The following is an 18,351-nucleotide window of genomic DNA, read 5'->3' on the forward strand; positions in this document are numbered from 1 at the left end:
AACGAATTCATAAAGCTAATAAATAGAAGTTAGCAATGGTTGATATATAAAGACAAAAGGAGGTATGAAATGATTTATGATAACTACATTATAAATATAGGTAGAAAAGCAAAAGATGCGTCTAGGATTATGGTTACCGTTAGTACTACTATGAAAAATAATGCGCTAATTCATATGGCTGAGGCTTTAATGGATAATAAAGAAATTATAATTGAAGCAAATAATAAGGATATGAAGGCTGGAAAAATAAGTGATTTGTCTACTGCGATGCTTGATAGGTTAATGATTAATGAGCAGAGAATTGAAAAAATGGCTGAAGGACTTAGAAATGTTGCAACTTTGCCAGATCCAATAGGTGAGGGTGTAAAAAGGTGGAAAAGACCAAATGATTTAGATATTTCAATGGTGAGAGTTCCACTTGGTGTTATAGGTATGATTTATGAGTCAAGACCAAATGTAACTGTAGACGCAGCAGCTTTATGTATAAAAGCAGGAAATTCAATAATACTAAGAGGCGGAACAGAGGCTATAAATACAAATATGGCTTTAGCTAAGGTTATTATTAAAGCAGCCAATTCAGTAGGACTCCCAAAAGGGTGTATTCAACTTATTGAAATGGTGGATAGGGAATTAGTAAATAAATTAGTAAAACTTAATGATTATGTAGATGTAATTATCCCAAGAGGTGGAAAGGGGCTTAAGAAGGCTATTATAGCAAATGCAACAGTACCAGTAATTGAAACAGGATCAGGAATATGTCATATATATGTGGATACAGATGCTGATTTAAAAATGGCAGAGGAAATAATAGTTAATGCTAAAACTCAAAGGCCAGGTGTATGTAATGCAGTAGAAACAGTTCTTGTTCATAAAGATATTGCAAGAGAGTTTTTACCAAAACTTTCACAAAGACTTTATGGATTAGGCGTAGAAATAAGAATGTGTGAGACGGGACTCGAAATTATAGAAGGTGCAAAAGCTGCAGTGGAAGATGATTGGGCTACTGAATATTTAGATTTAATACTTTCAATCAAGATTGTTGATTCAATGGAGGATGCAATAGATCATATTTTTAAATATGGAACAAAACACTCTGAGGCTATAATAACTAATAATTATACGAACTCTCAGAAATTTTTAAGGGAAGTTGATGCATCTTGTGTTTATGTGAATGCTTCTACAAGATTTACAGATGGTGCAGAATTTGGATTTGGAGCAGAGATAGGAATAAGCAATCAAAAACTTCATGCTAGAGGACCAATGGGACTCGAGCAACTTACAACCACAAAATATCTTATATATGGAGAAGGTCAAGTTAGAAAATAAAAGTAATCTTAAAGTTAAGAGTGTATAGGAGTTTAAAAGTATATTTATAATTTTGATTGGAAATAGTAAAGGCACTATTGATATTATTGCACTATTAATAATATTAATAGTGCCTTTTTAAAATTATTAAAACCGAGAATTAAATTGTATTGTCATTATTAGTATTTATAAAATGGTTTCAAACATACAATATTGCGATATCTAGAGAATAATTGAGAATTTGATAGTAAAACTATAAAAACAATGATTGCAAAGCGTTACACACGACTTGTAAATGTTTTCACTAAAAAGTAAACTAAAGTTACAAAAACGTTTTCGTAAAATATCGGAAGGTGTTAGGGAAACATGGAGGTGCTTAGTATGAATTTATGGAAGATTTCATTGGATAAATACAATAGTTATGATAATAGAAAATATGAGACGCTTTTTACATTAGCAAATGGATATAGGGGCATAAGAGGGGCTTTAGAATTTTCATCAAAAGGTAATAAAGGAAATTATATAGCTGGAATATTTGACAAATCTCAAAGTCAAGTAACGGAAATAGTAAATCTCCAAGATCCTTTAGGGTTCAATATATATATTGAGGATGAGAAGGTTGATATTGATGAATGTGTTCTAGATAGCTTTAAAAGAGAATTAGATATGTATAAAGGAATTTTATATACAAGTTTTATTGCAATTACTAAAAAAGGAAAAAGTATAGAAGTTAAATGTGAGAGATTTGTTAGTAGAAATAAAATTAATAGATGGGCTGCAAAATATGAAATAACACCACTGAATTTTAATGGAAAGGTATTTCTTGAAAACTATATAGATGGTTCAGTAACCAATAGTGCTTGGGATGTAATGAATAAGACTAAACATTTCAAAGTAAAAAACAACTATGATAGTAACCCAGGTATAGCACTAACTGTAGAGACAAATGACAATAATATAAAAGCTTTAGAGTTAACAACCTTAATGGGTGAAAATGAAATAGGCAATATATTTAAGAATAGGAGATATAGTGAGTTTGGAGAATTAGTTAGTGAAGTTTATGAAACATTTATGACAGAAGGTAAAAGCTCTACTATAGTGAAATATGGTATAAGCATTAGCGATAGGGATTTAAAAAGTGATTTATATGCATCAGGAACTAGACAATTAAAGGATTTTATGAAAGATGGATATGATGTAGAAATTAAAAAACATATAATAATTTGGGAAAAAATATGGAATGAAATAGACATAAATATTGATGGAGATGAAAAAGCTCAAATAGGTATAAGATTCAATTTGTTTCAACTAGCATCTTCTGCATATGAAGGGGATACTACGATAAGCATAGCAGCAAAGGGACTTCATGGTGAAGGTTATAAAGGTCATGTTTTCTGGGATACTGAAGTGTTTATGCTGCCTTTCTTTATATATACAAGGCCAGATGTTGCGAAGGCACTGCTAATGTATAGATATAATACCTTGAAAGGGGCAAGAAAAAATGCTGAAACGACGGGGTATAAAGGAGCAAGATTCGCATGGGAAGCCGCAGATGAAGGACTTGAGGTTACACCAAAGTGGGGAGTTGATTATGATGGCAATGCAGTTAGAATTTGGACCGGAGATGAGGAATATCATATAAATTCTGACATTGCATTTGGTATTGTTGAGTATTATAGAGCAACTAACGACAAGGAATTTATTGTGAATCAAGGCGTTGAAATATTACTCGATACAGCTAAATTTTGGCAAAGTAGAGTTGAATACAATAAAGTCGAAGATAGATATGAAATAAGTTCGGTAATAGGACCAGATGAGTTTCATGAGCATGTCGACAATAATGTATTTACAAATTACTTAGCTAAATGGAATATAGAAAAAGCATTATTTTTCAAAAATTGGTTAAAGATTGAAGACAATGTTAAGTACAAGGTGCTTTGTTCAAAACTAGGACTTAATGAAGAGGATTTTAATGTATGGGAGATGATTTATAAAAAAATGTATATTCCAAAGAGTGAAGACGGAATGATAATTGAGCAATTTGAGGGATATTTCGATTTAGCAGATATAGAAATTTCAAAGTATGATGAGAATGAAATGCCCATATGGCCAGATTTTAAAGGAAACAAGTTAGGAGAAACACAACTTCTAAAACAAGCAGATGTTGCTCAATTAATGATTATGCTTCCTGAAGAGTTTTCAGAAGATGTTAAAAAATTCAACTATGAATATTATGAGCAAAGAACAATGCACAAGTCTTCTTTAAGCCCTTCTATGTATTCAATATTGGGCCTTGCAGTCGGAGATAGGCAAAATGCTTATAAATATTTTATGAAGGCTATATATACAGATTTAGAAGACAATCAAGGAAATACAGATTTTGGTCTACATGCAGCGGCTGCAGGAGGCTCATGGCAAAGTGCTATTTTTGGATTTGTAGGACTAAGAGTTAATAAAGAAGGCATATTAAATATAAATCCATGGCTACCAGAGCAGTGGGAAGGGTTATCATTTAATATTAATTGGAAAAATTCAAGAGTATCTATTTCAATATCAAAAGATAAAATAGAAGTAAATTCAACTGGTGATTTATCATTAAATATATATGATAAGAAATATTTAATTTCTAATAAAAAACATTTAGTGGTTGAAAGATAATGAAAAAGATGGAGAATAGTACTTATAGAATAAATTTCGTGAGATGAAAGGAAAATAAAATGGAGAAAAAGAGCATTACTATAAAAGATGTTGCAAAACAAGCAGGGGTATCTATAAGTACAGTATCCAGAGCATTTAATAACTATGCTGACATAAGCGAATTAACTAGAAAAAACATATTAGAAGTTGCAGAAAATTTAGGATATAGGCCAAACATAGTTGCTAGAAGTCTGAGCGGAGCAAAGAATTATAGATTAGGACTATTGGTGGAAGATTACAATGAAGGAGATTATATAATATATGAAATGTTCATGGCATTTAAGTCAGTGGTTTCAGATTACGGGTATGAAACCGTAATACTCTCTACAACGTCTGATATGCAAAAGGGAAAGAAGCTTGAAAAACTATTTCAAGAAAAACATTTAGATGGGGCTTTAATATTGGGGCTTAAAATGACAGATGACTATTTCAGGCAATTAGAAAGTATGTCCTATCCTTGTGTTTTACACGACATATTAATAAAAAATCCAAAAGTAGGGTGCGTTGGTGTTGATAATATAAAAGGGTCAATACTTGCTGTAGAGCATCTTTTGGAGCAAGGTCATACAAAAATTGGTTTTATAAATGGTCATAAAGATGCTTTAGTTAGTTATGAGAGATTAGATGGGTATTATTTGGCACTTAGTAGAAAAGGTATAAATATTGAAGAGGATCTTATAGTTAGTGGGGGGTTCTCCTATGAAGGAGGAAAAACTGCTGTGGTGGAGCTTATTAAAAAGCATAAAGATATAACAGCAATATATTGTGCTAGTGATTTAATGGCTCTTGGAGCAATAGAGGGGCTAAAGAATATGGGGTATGATGTACCTAAGGATATATCTATAATAGGATTCGATGACATTAATTTATGCAATTTTGTCACTCCAAAACTCACAAGTATAAGACAGGATAGACAGAAGATAGGTAAAGCTGCAGCTAATTTAATTTTAAGTATAATATCACAGCAGTATTTAGGCCGAATTATTATTGAACCTGAGTTAATTGAAAGAGAATCTTCTATTAAAATATAAATTAATAACTAATAATCAATAATTAGGGGGCAATATAAATGAAAAGAAACCGTATAATTGCACTAGTATGTTCAGTAGCGTTAACAGCTACAATTTTTGTTGGTTGTGGTAATAAGACGGAAACTGGTGTTACAGGTGGACCGGTTACTTTAACAGTTCAAATATGGGGCTCATCACCTTCAGAAACAAAGCTTGTTGATGAACAAATAGCTGCATTTAATGTAGCAAATAAGAGTAAAAAAGTTACACTTAAAAAAGAAGTTGTAACTGGTGACTACAATCAAACTATGCAGACTAAAATAGCAGCTAAAACGGAACCAGATTTGTTTTATTTAGATGTTTCATTAGCAGCAAATTATATAGATAAAGGTGTAATTGCACCATTAGATGAGTATCTAGATAAATCAGATTTAAAGGATTTTTACCCGAATGTTTTAAAGGGATTTCAAAAGGATGGTAAAACTTATGGATTACCAAAGGATTTTAACTCATTAGGACTTTTCTATAATAAGAAAATGTTTGCTGATGCTGGAGTTAAGGTTCCTAAGACTTGGGCAGAACTAGAAGAGGTTTCTAAAAAGTTAACAAAGGGCAATGTGAAAGCACTATCATTATCAGATGAATCAGCAAGATTTGCTCCTTTCATATATCAGGCAGGAGGCAAGATTGTTGATAAAGAAAAAATGATGTTTAATTCACCAGAGGCTATAAAAGGATTTGAATTTTACTATTCAATGATAAAGAAAGGATATGCAGCATCACCAAAAGATTTAGGCGTAGAAGGAAATAGTGATGCTTTAGCTACTGGGAAGGTTGCAATGGTAATAGAAGGTGGATGGATGATACCTTTTATGAAAGAGAAGGCACCATCAGTTGAATATGGGATTGCGGAACTTCCAAAAGGAGAAAAACAAAGTAATTTATTATTTACAGTAGCATATTCAATGAGTAAAAACACAAAACATCCTAAAGAGGCAGCGGAGGCAATTAAATTCTTAACAGGTAAAAAATCACAAGAAATGGTAGCTAATTCAGGACTTGCAATTCCAAGTAGAAAGTCAATGGGAAATCTTTATACAGATAAGTTCCCAGAAAGAAAAGCATTGGTAGATGGAACTACATATGCAAATGTATTTTCTTATGGATTAAAACATTCTAAAATTGATCTTGAACTTGGAAAAGCAGGTGAAAGATACAGACTTGGGAAAAACTCAGATGGTAAATCTGCATTAGAGGAAGCGATGAATTCAGTACAATAACACTATTGTAGGAAGCGTGATTTCATGCTTCCTATTTTAAAAGGAGGGAAATTATGTCTATAATAGAAACGCCAAATGAAAATAAGCCAATAAAAGTAAAAAAAACTCCAAAAGTATTTTTTACAAATAAAAAAAGAGAAAGTATAGATGGGTGGTTATTTGTAGCTCCGTTTGTGATTCTTACATTGGTATTTTTAATAGGGCCTATAATTGTAGCTTTTATATTAAGTTTTAAGCAATATTCTCTATTAGATCAAACAACAATTTTAGGAGCAAAAAGTGTAGGGATTGATAATTATATAAAGGTATTTAAGGACCCTGTATTTTTACAAGCTTTAAAAAATACTTGTCTATATTCCATAGGCGTAGTGCCACTACAGTTAATTATATCATTATTATTAGCTTTGGTAGTAGATTCTAAGATTAAGGCGAAAGCGTTCTTTAGAGTAGCTTATTATATACCAACTCTAACATCTATTGTTGCTGTGTCAACTATATTTCTATTTTTATTCAAAAAGGATGGAATTTTCAACAAGTTTCTTTCTATATTTGGGATAGCTGGTAGAACTTGGTTTAATGATCCTAACTTTGCATTGATGGCCATTATATTAATGGCTGTATGGTCATCTGTTGGAGTAACCATGATAATATTTTTAGCTGGGCTTCAAGAAATTCCACAAACCGTATATGAGGCAGCAGAAATAGATGGAGCTAATAAGTTCCAAAGGTTTTTTAAAATAACACTGCCTTTGATTAAACCAACGGTTTTCTTTAATCTAGTAATGACCATTATAGGAACACTTCAAATGTTTGACCAAGCATATGTGATTTCTGGTGGGAACGGCGGACCCTTAAACAGTACTATGACTGTAGTTTTATACTTATACAATAAAGGGTTTAAAGAATTCGAAATGGGTTATGCATCAGCGATAGCCTTTGTGCTTTTCTTAATAATATTCACATTAACATTAATACAAAAAAGATTATTTAAAGAGGAACCACAATAGGGAGGTAGAACTATGAAAAAAAGAAAAACAATATCGCCAGTTAGAATATTGTTTTATATTATACTAATATCATATGCTGTAATAACGCTTGGACCATTTATATGGAGTTTTATTACTTCACTTAAACCTACTTCAGAGACGGACAATTTTACAGTGAATTTTAGTCAGTTATCATTTAAAAACTATGGATATATATTTACTAACTTTCCTTTTTTAAGGTGGCTATTAAATAGTATTATAATTGCATCAGTAGTTTCAATTGGGAATTTAGTATTTAATTCTATGGCTGGATATGCTCTGGCAAGAATCAATTTTCCCGGAAGAAAGTATTTATTTTTAGCAATTTTGGGAATGATGATGATACCGGGACAGGTAGTTATGGTGCCAACATACATGTTATTAAGTAAACTTGGATGGATGAATACCTACATGGGAATGACGATTCCATTTTTAACAAACATGTTTCTTATATTTTTAATGAGACAATTTTTTCTGGGTATACCTAAGGAACTTGAAGAAGCAGCAGCTATAGATGGGCTCGGAAGATTTGGAACTTTTTTTAGAATTGTATTGCCAATGGCAACAACTGCACTAACTACACAATTTATATTAGTGTTTACAGGTAACTGGAATAGTTTCATGTGGCCAAGTTTAATAGCAACATCATCAGATATGTACACATTACCAGTTGGCTTAAACTCTTTTAAAGGGCAATATTTTCAGTTTCCTGATCAAGTTCTCGCTGGAGCAATGTTACTATCATTACCTATGATAGCAGTATTTTTAATATTTCAAAAGAAATTTATCAAAGGTATTGCGAGTACAGGTGGAAAAGAATAAAAGTACAAAATCATTGTAAATATAATATTTGACGGAGGTATTAGAATGAGTAAAATAAAGGCATGTTTATTTGATTTAGATGGGGTAGTAGTTGATACAGCCAAATATCATTACTTAGCATGGGAGAGACTTGCGAGTAGTTTAGGATTTAATTTTACGAAAAAGGATAATGAAAGGCTAAAGGGTGTTAGTAGAATGAAGTCTTTAGAAATATTATTATCAATAGGGAATATCAAAGCTTGCGATAGTGAAAAATTAAAGATGGCCCAGCAAAAGAATAATTGGTATGTGGAATATATATCAAAATTAGATAGTAAGGAAATATTACCAGGCGTAAAAAATTTCCTAATAGAATTAAGGCAAAATGGCATAAAAATTGCACTAGGGTCAGCATCAAAAAACTCTATGCTTATACTAAACAATCTAAACTTAACTTCATATTTTGATGCCATAGTAGATGGGAATAAGGTTTCTAAAGCAAAACCAGATCCTGAGGTGTTTTTGCTCGGAGCAAGTGAATTAAAAGTCCAGCCATTAGAATGTGTTGTATTTGAAGATGCTCAAGCTGGAATAGATGCAGCAAAAGCTGCAAACATGAAGGTTATTGGAATAGGACAAAAGGATGTACTTTTAAATGCTGATAAGGTTTTTGAGGGTTTAAGGGATGCTCATATTGATTTAATAGAATTTTAATATAGTTAATAAAGAAAAACTTGTGAATTACTACAAAACAATAAATATAAGGCCAAATAAGCAGGGAGAACCTGCTTATTTTTTAGGTTTTAGAATGATTTTTTTTGCATACATTTATACATTCTGAGCAACCCTTAATTATATTTGGCATGCAACGATATGGATGAAAAGTATTATAATAATTATTTTTAATCTTTATTACTGAATAATATTGTTCCCCAAAAAGTAATAATTAAATAAGGAGTAATACAAAATAAGGAATATTGATGATATAATAAGTCTTATGTTTTGTAAATAATAAGATTGATACTTATATAAATATAAATGAATCATAAATTAATTCATATAAAAAGGAGCTGGATTCATGTCTATAGAAAGACTAAAAGGAATAATGAAAACTAAAGGTTATGTGTATGTAATCTTAGGTGTATTATGTGAAATCTATTATGTGGGGACAATAATATTTGGTGGGATAGTAACTTTTGCATGGTTTTACCTAGGTATTGGAATATTATTAATAACACTAGGATTAAAAGCGAGAAAAAATAAGAAAGAGTACATGCTATTAAGACCAGGCAAGATTAAAAACATGGTAAAAATATGTTTTTCACTTGGTTTAGTTTCTGTTGTAATTATAGAAGGTTTAATAATTCAATCAGCTATAGTAAAAGATAAGGGGAAAAGTGACTATCTGATGATTTTAGGGGCAGGTATTAGAGGAGAAGTTCCTTCAACTGCTCTGTTTCAAAGACTTTATGCTAGTTTAGAATATATTAAAATTAATCCTAATATTAAAATAGTAGTTTCAGGTGGGAGAGGTTCTGGTGAGAGCATTACTGAAGCGGAAGCCATGAAAAGATTTTTAATAAAACATGGAGTTTCAAAAGATAATATTATAAAAGAAGAAAGGTCCACCAACACTTTTGAAAATATGAAGTTCACAACTCATATTTTAAAAAAAACAAATAAAGGAGAAAAAATAGAAGTAACTATTGTAACAAATAATTTTCATATGTTCAGAGCTAAATTTTTAGCACAAAGACAGGGATTAAAGGTATATGGTTATCCGGCACCACTTCATCCAATGTTAGTACCTACTTGCTTTGCCCGCGAATATTTAGCAGTAATAAATTCGTTTATATTTGATAGATAATATTATTTTAGAATAGATAGATGTGCTTTTATAAAATTTGATAAAAAAGACAGTATACGCATATATGTATATTTATACATTGTAATAAACATAATAATTAATTTAAGAAGTGATTATTTATAGTGTTTGCTTCTTTAAATGGCTTATAACAAGGGTTTAAAACTTTAATAAATTATTACAGTTACCTATTGACATATGCATTAAAATACAATATAATGTATATATACAGTAAGTGATTTATTCTATTAATTCAGGAGGTAATATATATGTCAAACATGCAATTATTTCAATCAAAAACAGAATTAGTAGGTTTTATATCAGAATATCTCATCAAACACGACGATACTATAGCAATAATAAAAAAAGATTTAAGAAAAGACGTAATTAAGTCATTGCTAATAAGTGAAGATTTTAATACATTTAAAGACCTTTCTGGATTAGAAGAAAATGTACTATTTCTAATTAAGACTGGTGATAAAAAGGGGAAAAACTTAAGCATTAAGATTTGTGATGCACATAATCAACAAACCAAAGCTTTCAAAATGATAGACATAGATAATATATTACTTGTAGATGGTTTGATTACTGACGATGAAGCTGGAAGTATTACTTATTATAAAGAAATTACTAAAATGAGATTACAATAAAAAGCTTAGCAAGGCTTAAAATAGATAGAAGAAAATAGTAAAAATCTCATGATAATATTGAGGTTGTTACTATTTTATTTTTTGGAGAATATGATTTATGAATGATTATAGATTGTAATTCATATGATTAGAATAACAACTAATAATTTCACATATAAAAGATAAAAGTGAACTATAGTTGAAATAATATACGTAAATGCAGTAATATATAATTAAGTAGGATATAATAGACTTATATTAATATTGATAAAGTTAATCAGACTAGCATATTGGCTAGTTATTTTTTAATATTCAAAAAATAAATTTAAATGTAAACAGTGGGGTTGTTAGATATGTCAGAAAAAAGGATTTTTAATGAGGGAATTGAAACTAAAGATAAGATTGATATTAAAGAAAAAATTAAAACTAAAATTAGAAAACCTAGTAACTACATGGTAATTATTCATAATGATGATTATACAAGTATGGAGTTTGTTGTGCAGGTTTTAGTTGGAGTTTTTAAAAAACAGGTTGTAGAAGCCACAAGAATTATGTTTGATGTACATAAGAAAGGCAGCGGCATTGCTGGAATATATAGTCATGATGTAGGTTTAACAAAAATTGATCAAACTATGGAAATGTGTGAAGAAAGTGGATTTCCACTGAAATTAACATTAGAAGAGGAGTAATTATGCAATTAGATGATATAGTAAATGAGATTATTACAGCAGCTTTTAATGAAGCCCAAATGTCAAAACATGAATACTTTACCCCTGAACATATTCTTTATGCTTCTTTATTTTTTGAAGAGGGCATAGAAATAATAGAAAATAGTGGTGGTAATGTTAAAAGGCTTAAAAGCCAAATTACAAAATTTTTAAAAGAAAATATAGAGGTTGTAGAGGATATAGAGCCAATACAAACCATTGGAATACAGACAATTTTATCTAGCGCGGCAGATCATGTTATGTTATCTGGCAAAGATTTAGTTAAGATAGGTGATGTGATTGTTGCTATGTATGATGATGAGGAAAGTTTTGCTTCTTATTTTTTAAGACAACAGCAAATGAAAAGGAGAGATCTTCTTAATTATATAGCACATGGTATATCTGTAGTGGATACTCTTGATTTTTCATCTAGTATAGATAATGAAAGTGAAGATCAAGTGAGTTTCACAGAAGACGAAGAAGAGAGTGAATACACTTATGACGAAGATATGGAAAATCCGAATCTAAAAGGAAATTTTTTAAGTAATTTTACGGAAGAATTAACGGAGAAAGCAAAAAAAGGAGAAATGGACCCACTTATAGGGAGACAAGATATTCTTTTAAGAACACTTCAGGTATTGTGTAGAAGGCTTAAAAACAATCCAGTTCATGTAGGGGAACCTGGAGTAGGTAAAACGGCAATAACTCAGGGACTTGCACAAATGATTGTTGAAAATAAAGTACCGAAGTTATTGCAAGGAAGCAAGATATATTATTTGGATATGGGAGCTCTAATTGCGGGTACAAAGTATAGAGGCGATTTTGAGGAACGTATTAAAAAAGTACTAAATGAAATCAGTAAAGAAGAAAAACCGATAGTATATATTGATGAAATTCACACTATAGTTGGTGCAGGTGCAGTTTCTGGAGGGTCCATGGATGCTTCAAATATTTTAAAACCATTTCTTGCGGATGGTAAGGTAAGGTTTATTGGATCAACTACTTATGATGAATACAAAAAGCATTTTGAAAAGGATAGTGCATTAGCTAGAAGATTTCAAAAAATAGAAGTACCAGAACCATCAATTGAAGATACTTTTAATATTCTTATGGGACTTAAAGATAAATATGAAGCTTACCATAATGTTACATACAAAGATGAGGCTTTAAAAACAGCAGTAGAATTATCTAGTAAATATATTAAGGAGAGATTTCTACCAGATAAAGCTATAGATATTATGGATGAGGCAGGTGCTTATGCAAGGCTTCATGCTGGTGATAATGATGAAAACATTGTTATAACAGTAGGTGCAGTGGAGAAAATAGTAGCTACCATTGCAAAAATTCCAGAGCAAAGTGTATCAAATAATGAGGCTGATACATTAAAAAATTTGGATTTTAATTTAAAAAAACAGGTCTTTGGACAAAGCGATGCTATAGACACTTTAGTAAAAGCTATAAAGAGATCTCGCGCAGGTTTTAATGAAGAAGATAAACCGATAGCATCTCTTCTTTTTGTAGGTCCTACAGGAGTTGGAAAGACAGAAATAAGTAAACAATTAGCTAAGAGTTTGGATATACCACTTATTAGATTTGATATGAGTGAATACCAAGAGAAGCATACTGTAGCAAGGCTTATTGGTTCACCACCTGGATATGTAGGTTATGAAGAGGGTGGTATGTTAATTGAGGCTATTAAAAAGAAGCCGTATTGTGTTCTACTTTTAGATGAGATTGAAAAAGCTCATCCTGATATATTTAACGTGCTCTTGCAGGTTATGGATTATGCAACACTTACGGATAATACTGGTAAAAAAGCAGATTTCAGAAATGTAATTTTAATAATGACTTCAAATGCAGGAGCTAGAGAATCTAGTAAACATATAGTTGGATTTGGAGAAAGAGTGGGAGCTGGCGGAGCAATTATTAAAGAGGTTCAGCGAGTATTTTCTCCGGAGTTTAGAAATAGGTTGGATAATGTAATTGAATTTAATAAAATAGATAAAGTTATGTCTCTTCAAATTGCAAAGAAAGCAATGAAGTTGTTTGAAGAAAAACTTTTAACTAAAAATATAAAACTAAAGGTAACGGATGCCTTATATGCTTGGTTAAGCAAAAAGGGCTTTTCAGAAGATTATGGTGCAAGAGAAATTAATAGAGTTGTTCAACAAGAAATTAAGACTTATTTTGTTGATGAGGTGCTCTTTGGAGAACTTAGTACAGGGGGCAGTGCGATAGTTGATATTGTGGATGATAAACTCACAATAACAAAAGACAATTCAAATAAAATAAGTAAAAAAGATAAATAAAAAAGATAAATAAAAAGATGTTGCAAATAAAACGGCAACATCTTTTTATTTGATTTTTTCTGCTTTTGAAAATTGATTGCTTAATATAATAATATCTACGGTTCTATTTTTAGCTTTTCCAATTGCAGTTGAATTAGTAGCTACTGGCCTATTCTCACCATAGGCTACTGCTGATATTCTTTTAGGTGAAATGCCTGCTCTTGAAATAAGAAGCTCAGTAACATTAGTTGCGCGAATCGCAGAAAGTTGCCAATTAGATCTAAATTCATTATTACTCATGGGGGTACTATCTGTGTGCCCTTCTATTCTTACGTAATTATTAACATGATTTAGTATTTTACCTATGCTAATTAGCTTTTTAGCTGAGGCTGCTTTGACGTCTGCGGCACCAACATCAAAGAGCAATGAAGTTTTAAGACTTACTTCGAGCCCTCTCTCATCAATTTTAGTAGATACGCTACCTGCTAAGCCGTTCTTCTTCAAATAACTATCAACATTCTTTTTTATATTCTCCATATTATTTTCTTCTAGCGTCTTATTATTTGCAGATGTCGTAGTAGTTTCTGGTGTTATTGGATCAACTACGGTAACGGTTGAATTTGAAACACTTGTAGATGAATCATTACCAATAATAGATGCACCACCACCGCTAAAAGCTACATTAAGTGATTGGGCCAGCTGTTTATATTTTGTAGTGTCTGCAGTGCTTGATGCATACATAACAACAAAAAATATCATAAGCAAAGTTATTAGATCTGAATAAGTTAAAAGCCACCGTTCACCATTCCCTTCTTTTTCTTCTCGCTTTTTCATTATGCTGCTCCTCCGTTATCTATTTCAGTAAATTTCTTTATTTGTTTTTTATCAAGGAAGCCTTTTAATTTTTCTGCTAATATATTAGGGTTTGCACCTTCTTGCATAAGAAGAACAGCTTCTATTATTAATTCTTTTTCTTTTATTTCTGCATTATTTAAATCCTTTAATTTACAAGCCATAGGAAGCCATAATAAGTTTGCAGAACCAACACCATATAAAGTAGCTATGAATGCAGAGGCAATTTTCTCGCCTAGAACTGCTGGGTCAGAAAGATTACTTAATACCATAACTAGACCCATTACTGTACCTATAATACCCATGGTTGGTGCATATCCACCTGCGGCTTCAAACATGGCAGCACCGTCTTTATGTCTATCATAGGTCGATTCAAGTTCGAATTCTAATATGGTCTTTACCATCTGTGGGTCAACGCCATCTACTACTAGTTGCAAACCTTTTTTTATAAATGGGTCTAATTCATCAGTTATTTCGCCTTCAATACTAAGCAAACCCTCTTTCCTAGTTTTAAAAGATAATTGTTTAAAATAAGTTACTATTTCTACTAAGTCTTTATCTTTGGCTGTAAATATTAGTTTCATCATAGCTGGAATATTTTTTAATTTTTTAGTCGAAAATCCAAGACCTACAGCACCAATGGTACCACCGAATACTATTATAGCAGCACTTGCACTTGCAAGCATAGCGGGGCTTCCACCTTCCATAATGAAGGCGCCTACCATGGAGCCAAAACTTATTAGTACAAATAAAATTGAAAAAATATTCATAAAATCCTCCTATCCTTAAAGTTTACATAAAAATATTTTACATAATAAGATGTAAACACAGTTTAACATTCTAAAAATAAATAATGTCATATAATATTCTTCGAACAAAGTTATCTTTTATTTAGTCTTTTAACCAAATTCATTTAATTTATAGTAATTGTTATCCAATTAATGGATGCATATAGATGAAAATAATAACAAAAAAACTTCAGAAGGGGTATAAATCTCCTTCTGAAGTTAATAACATTGTAGATTTTAAGGGTAGCATACTTAAAAATATTCGCTTAGTTTTATTTTTAATAATACTATTTTTGAGGGATAACTTCTGTCCAATAGCCATCTGGGTCCATAATGAAATATATTCCCATAGGCTTATTTTCATAACATATGCAGTCCATTTTTTTATGATGCGCGTAGGCTTCATCAAAATTATCTGCAACTACAGCAAGATGAAACTCATTTTCACCTAAATCATATGGCTTTGTTCTATCTTTCATACAAGTAAGCTCTAACTTATGCTCCGTTGTTTCATCACCTAGAAATACAAGTGTAAAACTATCATCTGACGGATGATGGCGCCTAGTTTCTACAAAGCCTAAAGCTTTTTTATAAAATTCTACACTTTTTTCTAAGTCTAAAACATTTATATTATTATGGTCAAAAGAAAATTTCATTAATATAACCACCTTTTTAAGAAAATTTAATATATTTTATATACCATATCTTCATTATATCCTTACTTCAAATTTTATTCATAAAATTTTTAAAATAATAAAATAGTGTTGAAATATTTTTATTTACTTGAACCATGCATTTGTATATAATTTTAGTATAATATTATAACTTAGGCGTAAGTATATAAAAGATAACTAGGTTTCTATATTTAATTTATGTGTAATTGTAATTTAATTAAAATATTTATAATGTAGGGAGCGATGATTTATGAAAAAAGCAAAAATATACTATATATACCATAGTGGGTTTGTTGTTAAGACTGAGAACCATTTTCTGATATTTGATTATTATAAAGAACCTATAGAAAATAAACGTAGAGTCCTTCTATCACCTGAAAACATTAAAGAAATGAAAAATGTTTACGTGTTTTCATCACATAGTCATGCGGATCATTATAATCCTAAAATTTTAGAATGGGAAAAATATAACGATAATATACAATATATACTTAGTAACGATATAAAAACTGATAAAGATAAGTCAAATTATAATTTTATGGGGGAAGGCGACGAAAAAGTATTTCAAGATATTTATGTAAAAGCTTATGGTTCAACGGATATTGGAATATCTTTTTTAATAAAGGTAGATGGATTAACTATTTTTCATGCTGGAGATCTAAACTGGTGGCATTGGAAAGATGATAGTTTAGACGAACAAGCATTAGCGGAGTCATTATTTAAGGCTCATATAGAGAAGATAAAAGAAGAAAAACCTATAGACATAGCTTTTTTTCCAGTAGATCCAAGACTTGAGGAATTTTATTATATAGGGGGAGAATATTTTGCGAAAAATATTCAGCCAAAGGTAATTATACCAATGCATTTCGGAGATGCTGTGGATATTACTAAGCAATTCAAAAATAGAATGAATAAGATAAATATAAAAGCTGCTGAAATAAATTATTCAAGTGAAGAAATAATATATTAAAAAAATTTATATATTTGGGTAAAGTAGAAGTTAGAAAGTAGGATAAAGTGGATGAGAAGAGAAAGTAAAAATGAAAATATTTTAAATTATGTATATATTATGATTGGAGCCACCATACTTGCAGCAGGTATAAATATGTTTTTTGCAAATTTAAAATTAGTAACTGGTGGGGTATCAGGTCTTGCCATTGTTATAGAATATGTATTTATTAAGAATTATGGAGTGGACATTCCTTTATGGCTTACTAATATTGTAGTAAATATACCGTTACTTGCTATTGCTATAAAACTTAAGGGAAGGGCATTTGTTGGTAAGTCTATGTTTGCTGCAGCTTATCTATCTTTTGCATTGTTTTATACAAGCTTTATTCCAGTCCCAAAGGTTGACCTGTTGATAGCTAGTATATTTGGTGGTGTATTTGTTGGCATAGGCTTAGGATTTGTATTAAGAGCATCTGCAAGTACTGGTGGAACAGATCTTGCTGCAAATATCATAAAGGTTTATTTGAAAAATGTTCCAATTGCCAAAATCATATTAGCAATTGATTCGACTATAATATTATTAGGTGCTTTTGTATTTGGAATTGAAAAGGCTATGTACGCATTAATATCCACGTATATAGTTTCTAAAGTAATAGATAGTATGCTAGAAGGAATAAATTTTTCGAAAGCAGTATTTATTATTTCAGATTATTCAAATGAAATAGCAGAAATATTAATGAAAGATTTAAATAGAGGTGTTACAGGAATACATGCTACAGGTATGTATTCCAAGGGAGAAAAGCAGGTACTGTTTGTAGTAGTTGGTAAAGACGAAATAGTGCCTCTTCAAAAAATGGTTAAGGAAATAGATACTAAAGCATTTATTACTGTTGCAGATGTGAGAGAAGTTCTAGGAGAAGGATTTACAGAGTAAGAGGTAATAAGTTATCATTATATTAATATTTTTTAAAATGTTTTAAAGTTGAAAATTAGGTAACATTTCCAAAGTATATTTCGAAGTCTTCATGCACAGACTAGATTTAGAAAGGAAGTGTATATAAATGAATGATAGATTAAATAATAAACCAGTTACATTTGATCACCCAGAAAAGCTTACACAAGGGGTCTCTTTAGTAGAAGGAGATGTCACAGCAAAAAGTTTCATAAGTGAAGTTGATGGACATGTAACAACTAATATTGTTGTTGAAAACAAAGCAACTGGAGAAATAGCTAAGAGAGATGCAGTTATTGGTGAAATAGTTGAAGATGAGGATGAAGAAGTAGATGCAGGTGAAATTGAAAGAGCCGATATATAATTATTAATGTATATTTATAATATTAAAGCTTAGTAAGCAATGATATGCTCCCCTTCTATTAAACAAAGTATTATAATTGTTTATAGAAGGGGAGCATTTTTGTGTCTAAAAGAAGTAAATATAAAGTAGAGCAAAAGTATGAAATGTTCATAATATCCTCTTTT

17 protein-coding genes are annotated in these 18,351 nt (G+C 30.7%); 14 read left to right on the forward strand and 3 right to left on the reverse strand.

Annotated elements, in window-relative coordinates; all coding sequences use genetic code 11:
- Positions 1 to 69: 69 nt before the first annotated feature.
- The 11 genes from KPL37_RS03025 (at position 70) to clpA (ending at position 13,627) form a co-directional block, all read left to right on the forward strand.
- Positions 70 to 1,326, forward strand: coding sequence for a glutamate-5-semialdehyde dehydrogenase (locus KPL37_RS03025; RefSeq protein WP_216145957.1), 1,257 nt, complete (start codon positions 70 to 72; stop codon positions 1,324 to 1,326).
- A 360-nt stretch (positions 1,327 to 1,686) separates the two neighbouring features.
- Positions 1,687 to 3,963 carry a glycoside hydrolase family 65 protein gene (locus tag KPL37_RS03030; RefSeq protein WP_216145958.1) on the forward strand — a complete coding sequence of 759 codons (2,277 nt, stop codon included), beginning with the start codon at positions 1,687 to 1,689 and terminating at the stop codon, positions 3,961 to 3,963.
- Between the two features lie 59 nt (positions 3,964 to 4,022).
- Positions 4,023 to 5,033 carry a LacI family DNA-binding transcriptional regulator gene (locus tag KPL37_RS03035; protein WP_216145959.1) on the forward strand — a complete coding sequence of 337 codons (1,011 nt, stop codon included), beginning with the start codon at positions 4,023 to 4,025 and terminating at the stop codon, positions 5,031 to 5,033.
- 38 nt (positions 5,034 to 5,071) lie between these two features.
- Positions 5,072 to 6,292, forward strand: coding sequence for an ABC transporter substrate-binding protein (locus KPL37_RS03040; protein WP_216145960.1), 1,221 nt, complete (start codon positions 5,072 to 5,074; stop codon positions 6,290 to 6,292).
- A gap of 53 nt (positions 6,293 to 6,345) precedes the next feature.
- The gene (locus KPL37_RS03045) at positions 6,346 to 7,299 is read left to right on the forward strand and encodes a carbohydrate ABC transporter permease (protein WP_216145961.1); all 954 of its coding nucleotides are present in this window, start codon (positions 6,346 to 6,348) and stop codon (positions 7,297 to 7,299) included.
- A gap of 12 nt (positions 7,300 to 7,311) precedes the next feature.
- The gene (locus KPL37_RS03050; RefSeq protein WP_216145962.1) at positions 7,312 to 8,139 is read left to right on the forward strand and encodes a carbohydrate ABC transporter permease; all 828 of its coding nucleotides are present in this window, start codon (positions 7,312 to 7,314) and stop codon (positions 8,137 to 8,139) included.
- 45 nt (positions 8,140 to 8,184) lie between these two features.
- Positions 8,185 to 8,832 carry a beta-phosphoglucomutase gene (gene pgmB / locus KPL37_RS03055; protein WP_216145963.1) on the forward strand — a complete coding sequence of 216 codons (648 nt, stop codon included), beginning with the start codon at positions 8,185 to 8,187 and terminating at the stop codon, positions 8,830 to 8,832.
- A 364-nt stretch (positions 8,833 to 9,196) separates the two neighbouring features.
- On the forward strand, positions 9,197 to 9,985 hold the full coding sequence (locus KPL37_RS03060; protein ID WP_216145964.1) for a YdcF family protein: 789 nt from the start codon (positions 9,197 to 9,199) through the stop codon (positions 9,983 to 9,985).
- Between the two features lie 266 nt (positions 9,986 to 10,251).
- The gene (locus KPL37_RS03065; protein ID WP_216145965.1) at positions 10,252 to 10,632 is read left to right on the forward strand and encodes a hypothetical protein; all 381 of its coding nucleotides are present in this window, start codon (positions 10,252 to 10,254) and stop codon (positions 10,630 to 10,632) included.
- 332 nt (positions 10,633 to 10,964) lie between these two features.
- The gene (locus tag KPL37_RS03070; RefSeq protein ID WP_216145966.1) at positions 10,965 to 11,300 is read left to right on the forward strand and encodes an ATP-dependent Clp protease adaptor ClpS; all 336 of its coding nucleotides are present in this window, start codon (positions 10,965 to 10,967) and stop codon (positions 11,298 to 11,300) included.
- 2 nt (positions 11,301 to 11,302) lie between these two features.
- Positions 11,303 to 13,627 (forward strand): ATP-dependent Clp protease ATP-binding subunit ClpA, encoded by a 2,325-nt coding sequence (gene clpA / locus KPL37_RS03075; protein WP_216145967.1) that lies wholly within the window; start codon positions 11,303 to 11,305, stop codon positions 13,625 to 13,627.
- A gap of 45 nt (positions 13,628 to 13,672) precedes the next feature.
- On the opposite strand, the gene KPL37_RS03080 is transcribed toward clpA, so the two are convergent.
- The 3 genes from KPL37_RS03080 to KPL37_RS03090 all read right to left on the reverse strand — a co-directional run bounded on the left by KPL37_RS03080 (position 13,673) and on the right by KPL37_RS03090 (position 15,902).
- Positions 13,673 to 14,440: a flagellar motor protein MotB gene (locus tag KPL37_RS03080; protein WP_246578106.1), complete on the reverse strand. Its 768-nt coding sequence runs from the start codon at positions 14,438 to 14,440 to the stop codon at positions 13,673 to 13,675.
- Complete coding sequence (locus KPL37_RS03085; protein WP_216145968.1) at positions 14,440 to 15,228, reverse strand: flagellar motor protein; 789 nt, start codon at positions 15,226 to 15,228, stop codon at positions 14,440 to 14,442. The genes KPL37_RS03080 and KPL37_RS03085 overlap by 1 nt, the downstream gene beginning before the upstream one ends.
- Before the next feature lie 305 nt (positions 15,229 to 15,533).
- Positions 15,534 to 15,902, reverse strand: coding sequence for a VOC family protein (locus KPL37_RS03090; protein ID WP_216145969.1), 369 nt, complete (start codon positions 15,900 to 15,902; stop codon positions 15,534 to 15,536).
- 268 nt (positions 15,903 to 16,170) lie between these two features.
- On the opposite strand from KPL37_RS03090, the gene KPL37_RS03095 reads away from it, so the two are divergent.
- The 3 genes from KPL37_RS03095 to KPL37_RS03105 all read left to right on the forward strand — a co-directional run bounded on the left by KPL37_RS03095 (position 16,171) and on the right by KPL37_RS03105 (position 18,187).
- Positions 16,171 to 16,890 (forward strand): MBL fold metallo-hydrolase, encoded by a 720-nt coding sequence (locus tag KPL37_RS03095; RefSeq protein ID WP_216145970.1) that lies wholly within the window; start codon positions 16,171 to 16,173, stop codon positions 16,888 to 16,890.
- 51 nt (positions 16,891 to 16,941) lie between these two features.
- Positions 16,942 to 17,805, forward strand: a complete 864-nt coding sequence (locus KPL37_RS03100; protein WP_216145971.1) for a YitT family protein — start codon at positions 16,942 to 16,944, stop codon at positions 17,803 to 17,805.
- A gap of 127 nt (positions 17,806 to 17,932) precedes the next feature.
- Complete coding sequence (locus tag KPL37_RS03105; protein ID WP_216145972.1) at positions 17,933 to 18,187, forward strand: hypothetical protein; 255 nt, start codon at positions 17,933 to 17,935, stop codon at positions 18,185 to 18,187.
- The last annotated feature ends 164 nt before the right edge of the window (positions 18,188 to 18,351 follow it).

It is taken from the genome of Clostridium frigoris, assembly GCF_018861865.1.
Taxonomy (GTDB): domain Bacteria; phylum Bacillota; class Clostridia; order Clostridiales; family Clostridiaceae; genus Clostridium_AD; species Clostridium_AD frigoris.

What these genes read in the sequence shown, in the direction of transcription:
- KPL37_RS03025 (WP_216145957.1), top strand. Translation starts at nt 70, where the DNA reads ATGATTTATGATAACTACATTATAAATATAGGTAGAAAAGCAAAAGAT.
- KPL37_RS03030 (WP_216145958.1), top strand. Translation starts at nt 1,687, where the DNA reads ATGAATTTATGGAAGATTTCATTGGATAAATACAATAGTTATGATAAT.
- KPL37_RS03035 (WP_216145959.1), top strand. Translation starts at nt 4,023, where the DNA reads ATGGAGAAAAAGAGCATTACTATAAAAGATGTTGCAAAACAAGCAGGG.
- KPL37_RS03040 (WP_216145960.1), top strand. Translation starts at nt 5,072, where the DNA reads ATGAAAAGAAACCGTATAATTGCACTAGTATGTTCAGTAGCGTTAACA.
- KPL37_RS03045 (WP_216145961.1), top strand. Translation starts at nt 6,346, where the DNA reads ATGTCTATAATAGAAACGCCAAATGAAAATAAGCCAATAAAAGTAAAA.
- KPL37_RS03050 (WP_216145962.1), top strand. Translation starts at nt 7,312, where the DNA reads ATGAAAAAAAGAAAAACAATATCGCCAGTTAGAATATTGTTTTATATT.
- pgmB (WP_216145963.1), top strand. Translation starts at nt 8,185, where the DNA reads ATGAGTAAAATAAAGGCATGTTTATTTGATTTAGATGGGGTAGTAGTT.
- KPL37_RS03060 (WP_216145964.1), top strand. Translation starts at nt 9,197, where the DNA reads ATGTCTATAGAAAGACTAAAAGGAATAATGAAAACTAAAGGTTATGTG.
- KPL37_RS03065 (WP_216145965.1), top strand. Translation starts at nt 10,252, where the DNA reads ATGTCAAACATGCAATTATTTCAATCAAAAACAGAATTAGTAGGTTTT.
- KPL37_RS03070 (WP_216145966.1), top strand. Translation starts at nt 10,965, where the DNA reads ATGTCAGAAAAAAGGATTTTTAATGAGGGAATTGAAACTAAAGATAAG.
- clpA (WP_216145967.1), top strand. Translation starts at nt 11,303, where the DNA reads ATGCAATTAGATGATATAGTAAATGAGATTATTACAGCAGCTTTTAAT.
- KPL37_RS03080 (WP_246578106.1), bottom strand. Translation starts at nt 14,440, where the DNA reads ATGAAAAAGCGAGAAGAAAAAGAAGGGAATGGTGAACGGTGGCTTTTA.
- KPL37_RS03085 (WP_216145968.1), bottom strand. Translation starts at nt 15,228, where the DNA reads ATGAATATTTTTTCAATTTTATTTGTACTAATAAGTTTTGGCTCCATG.
- KPL37_RS03090 (WP_216145969.1), bottom strand. Translation starts at nt 15,902, where the DNA reads ATGAAATTTTCTTTTGACCATAATAATATAAATGTTTTAGACTTAGAA.
- KPL37_RS03095 (WP_216145970.1), top strand. Translation starts at nt 16,171, where the DNA reads ATGAAAAAAGCAAAAATATACTATATATACCATAGTGGGTTTGTTGTT.
- KPL37_RS03100 (WP_216145971.1), top strand. Translation starts at nt 16,942, where the DNA reads ATGAGAAGAGAAAGTAAAAATGAAAATATTTTAAATTATGTATATATT.
- KPL37_RS03105 (WP_216145972.1), top strand. Translation starts at nt 17,933, where the DNA reads ATGAATGATAGATTAAATAATAAACCAGTTACATTTGATCACCCAGAA.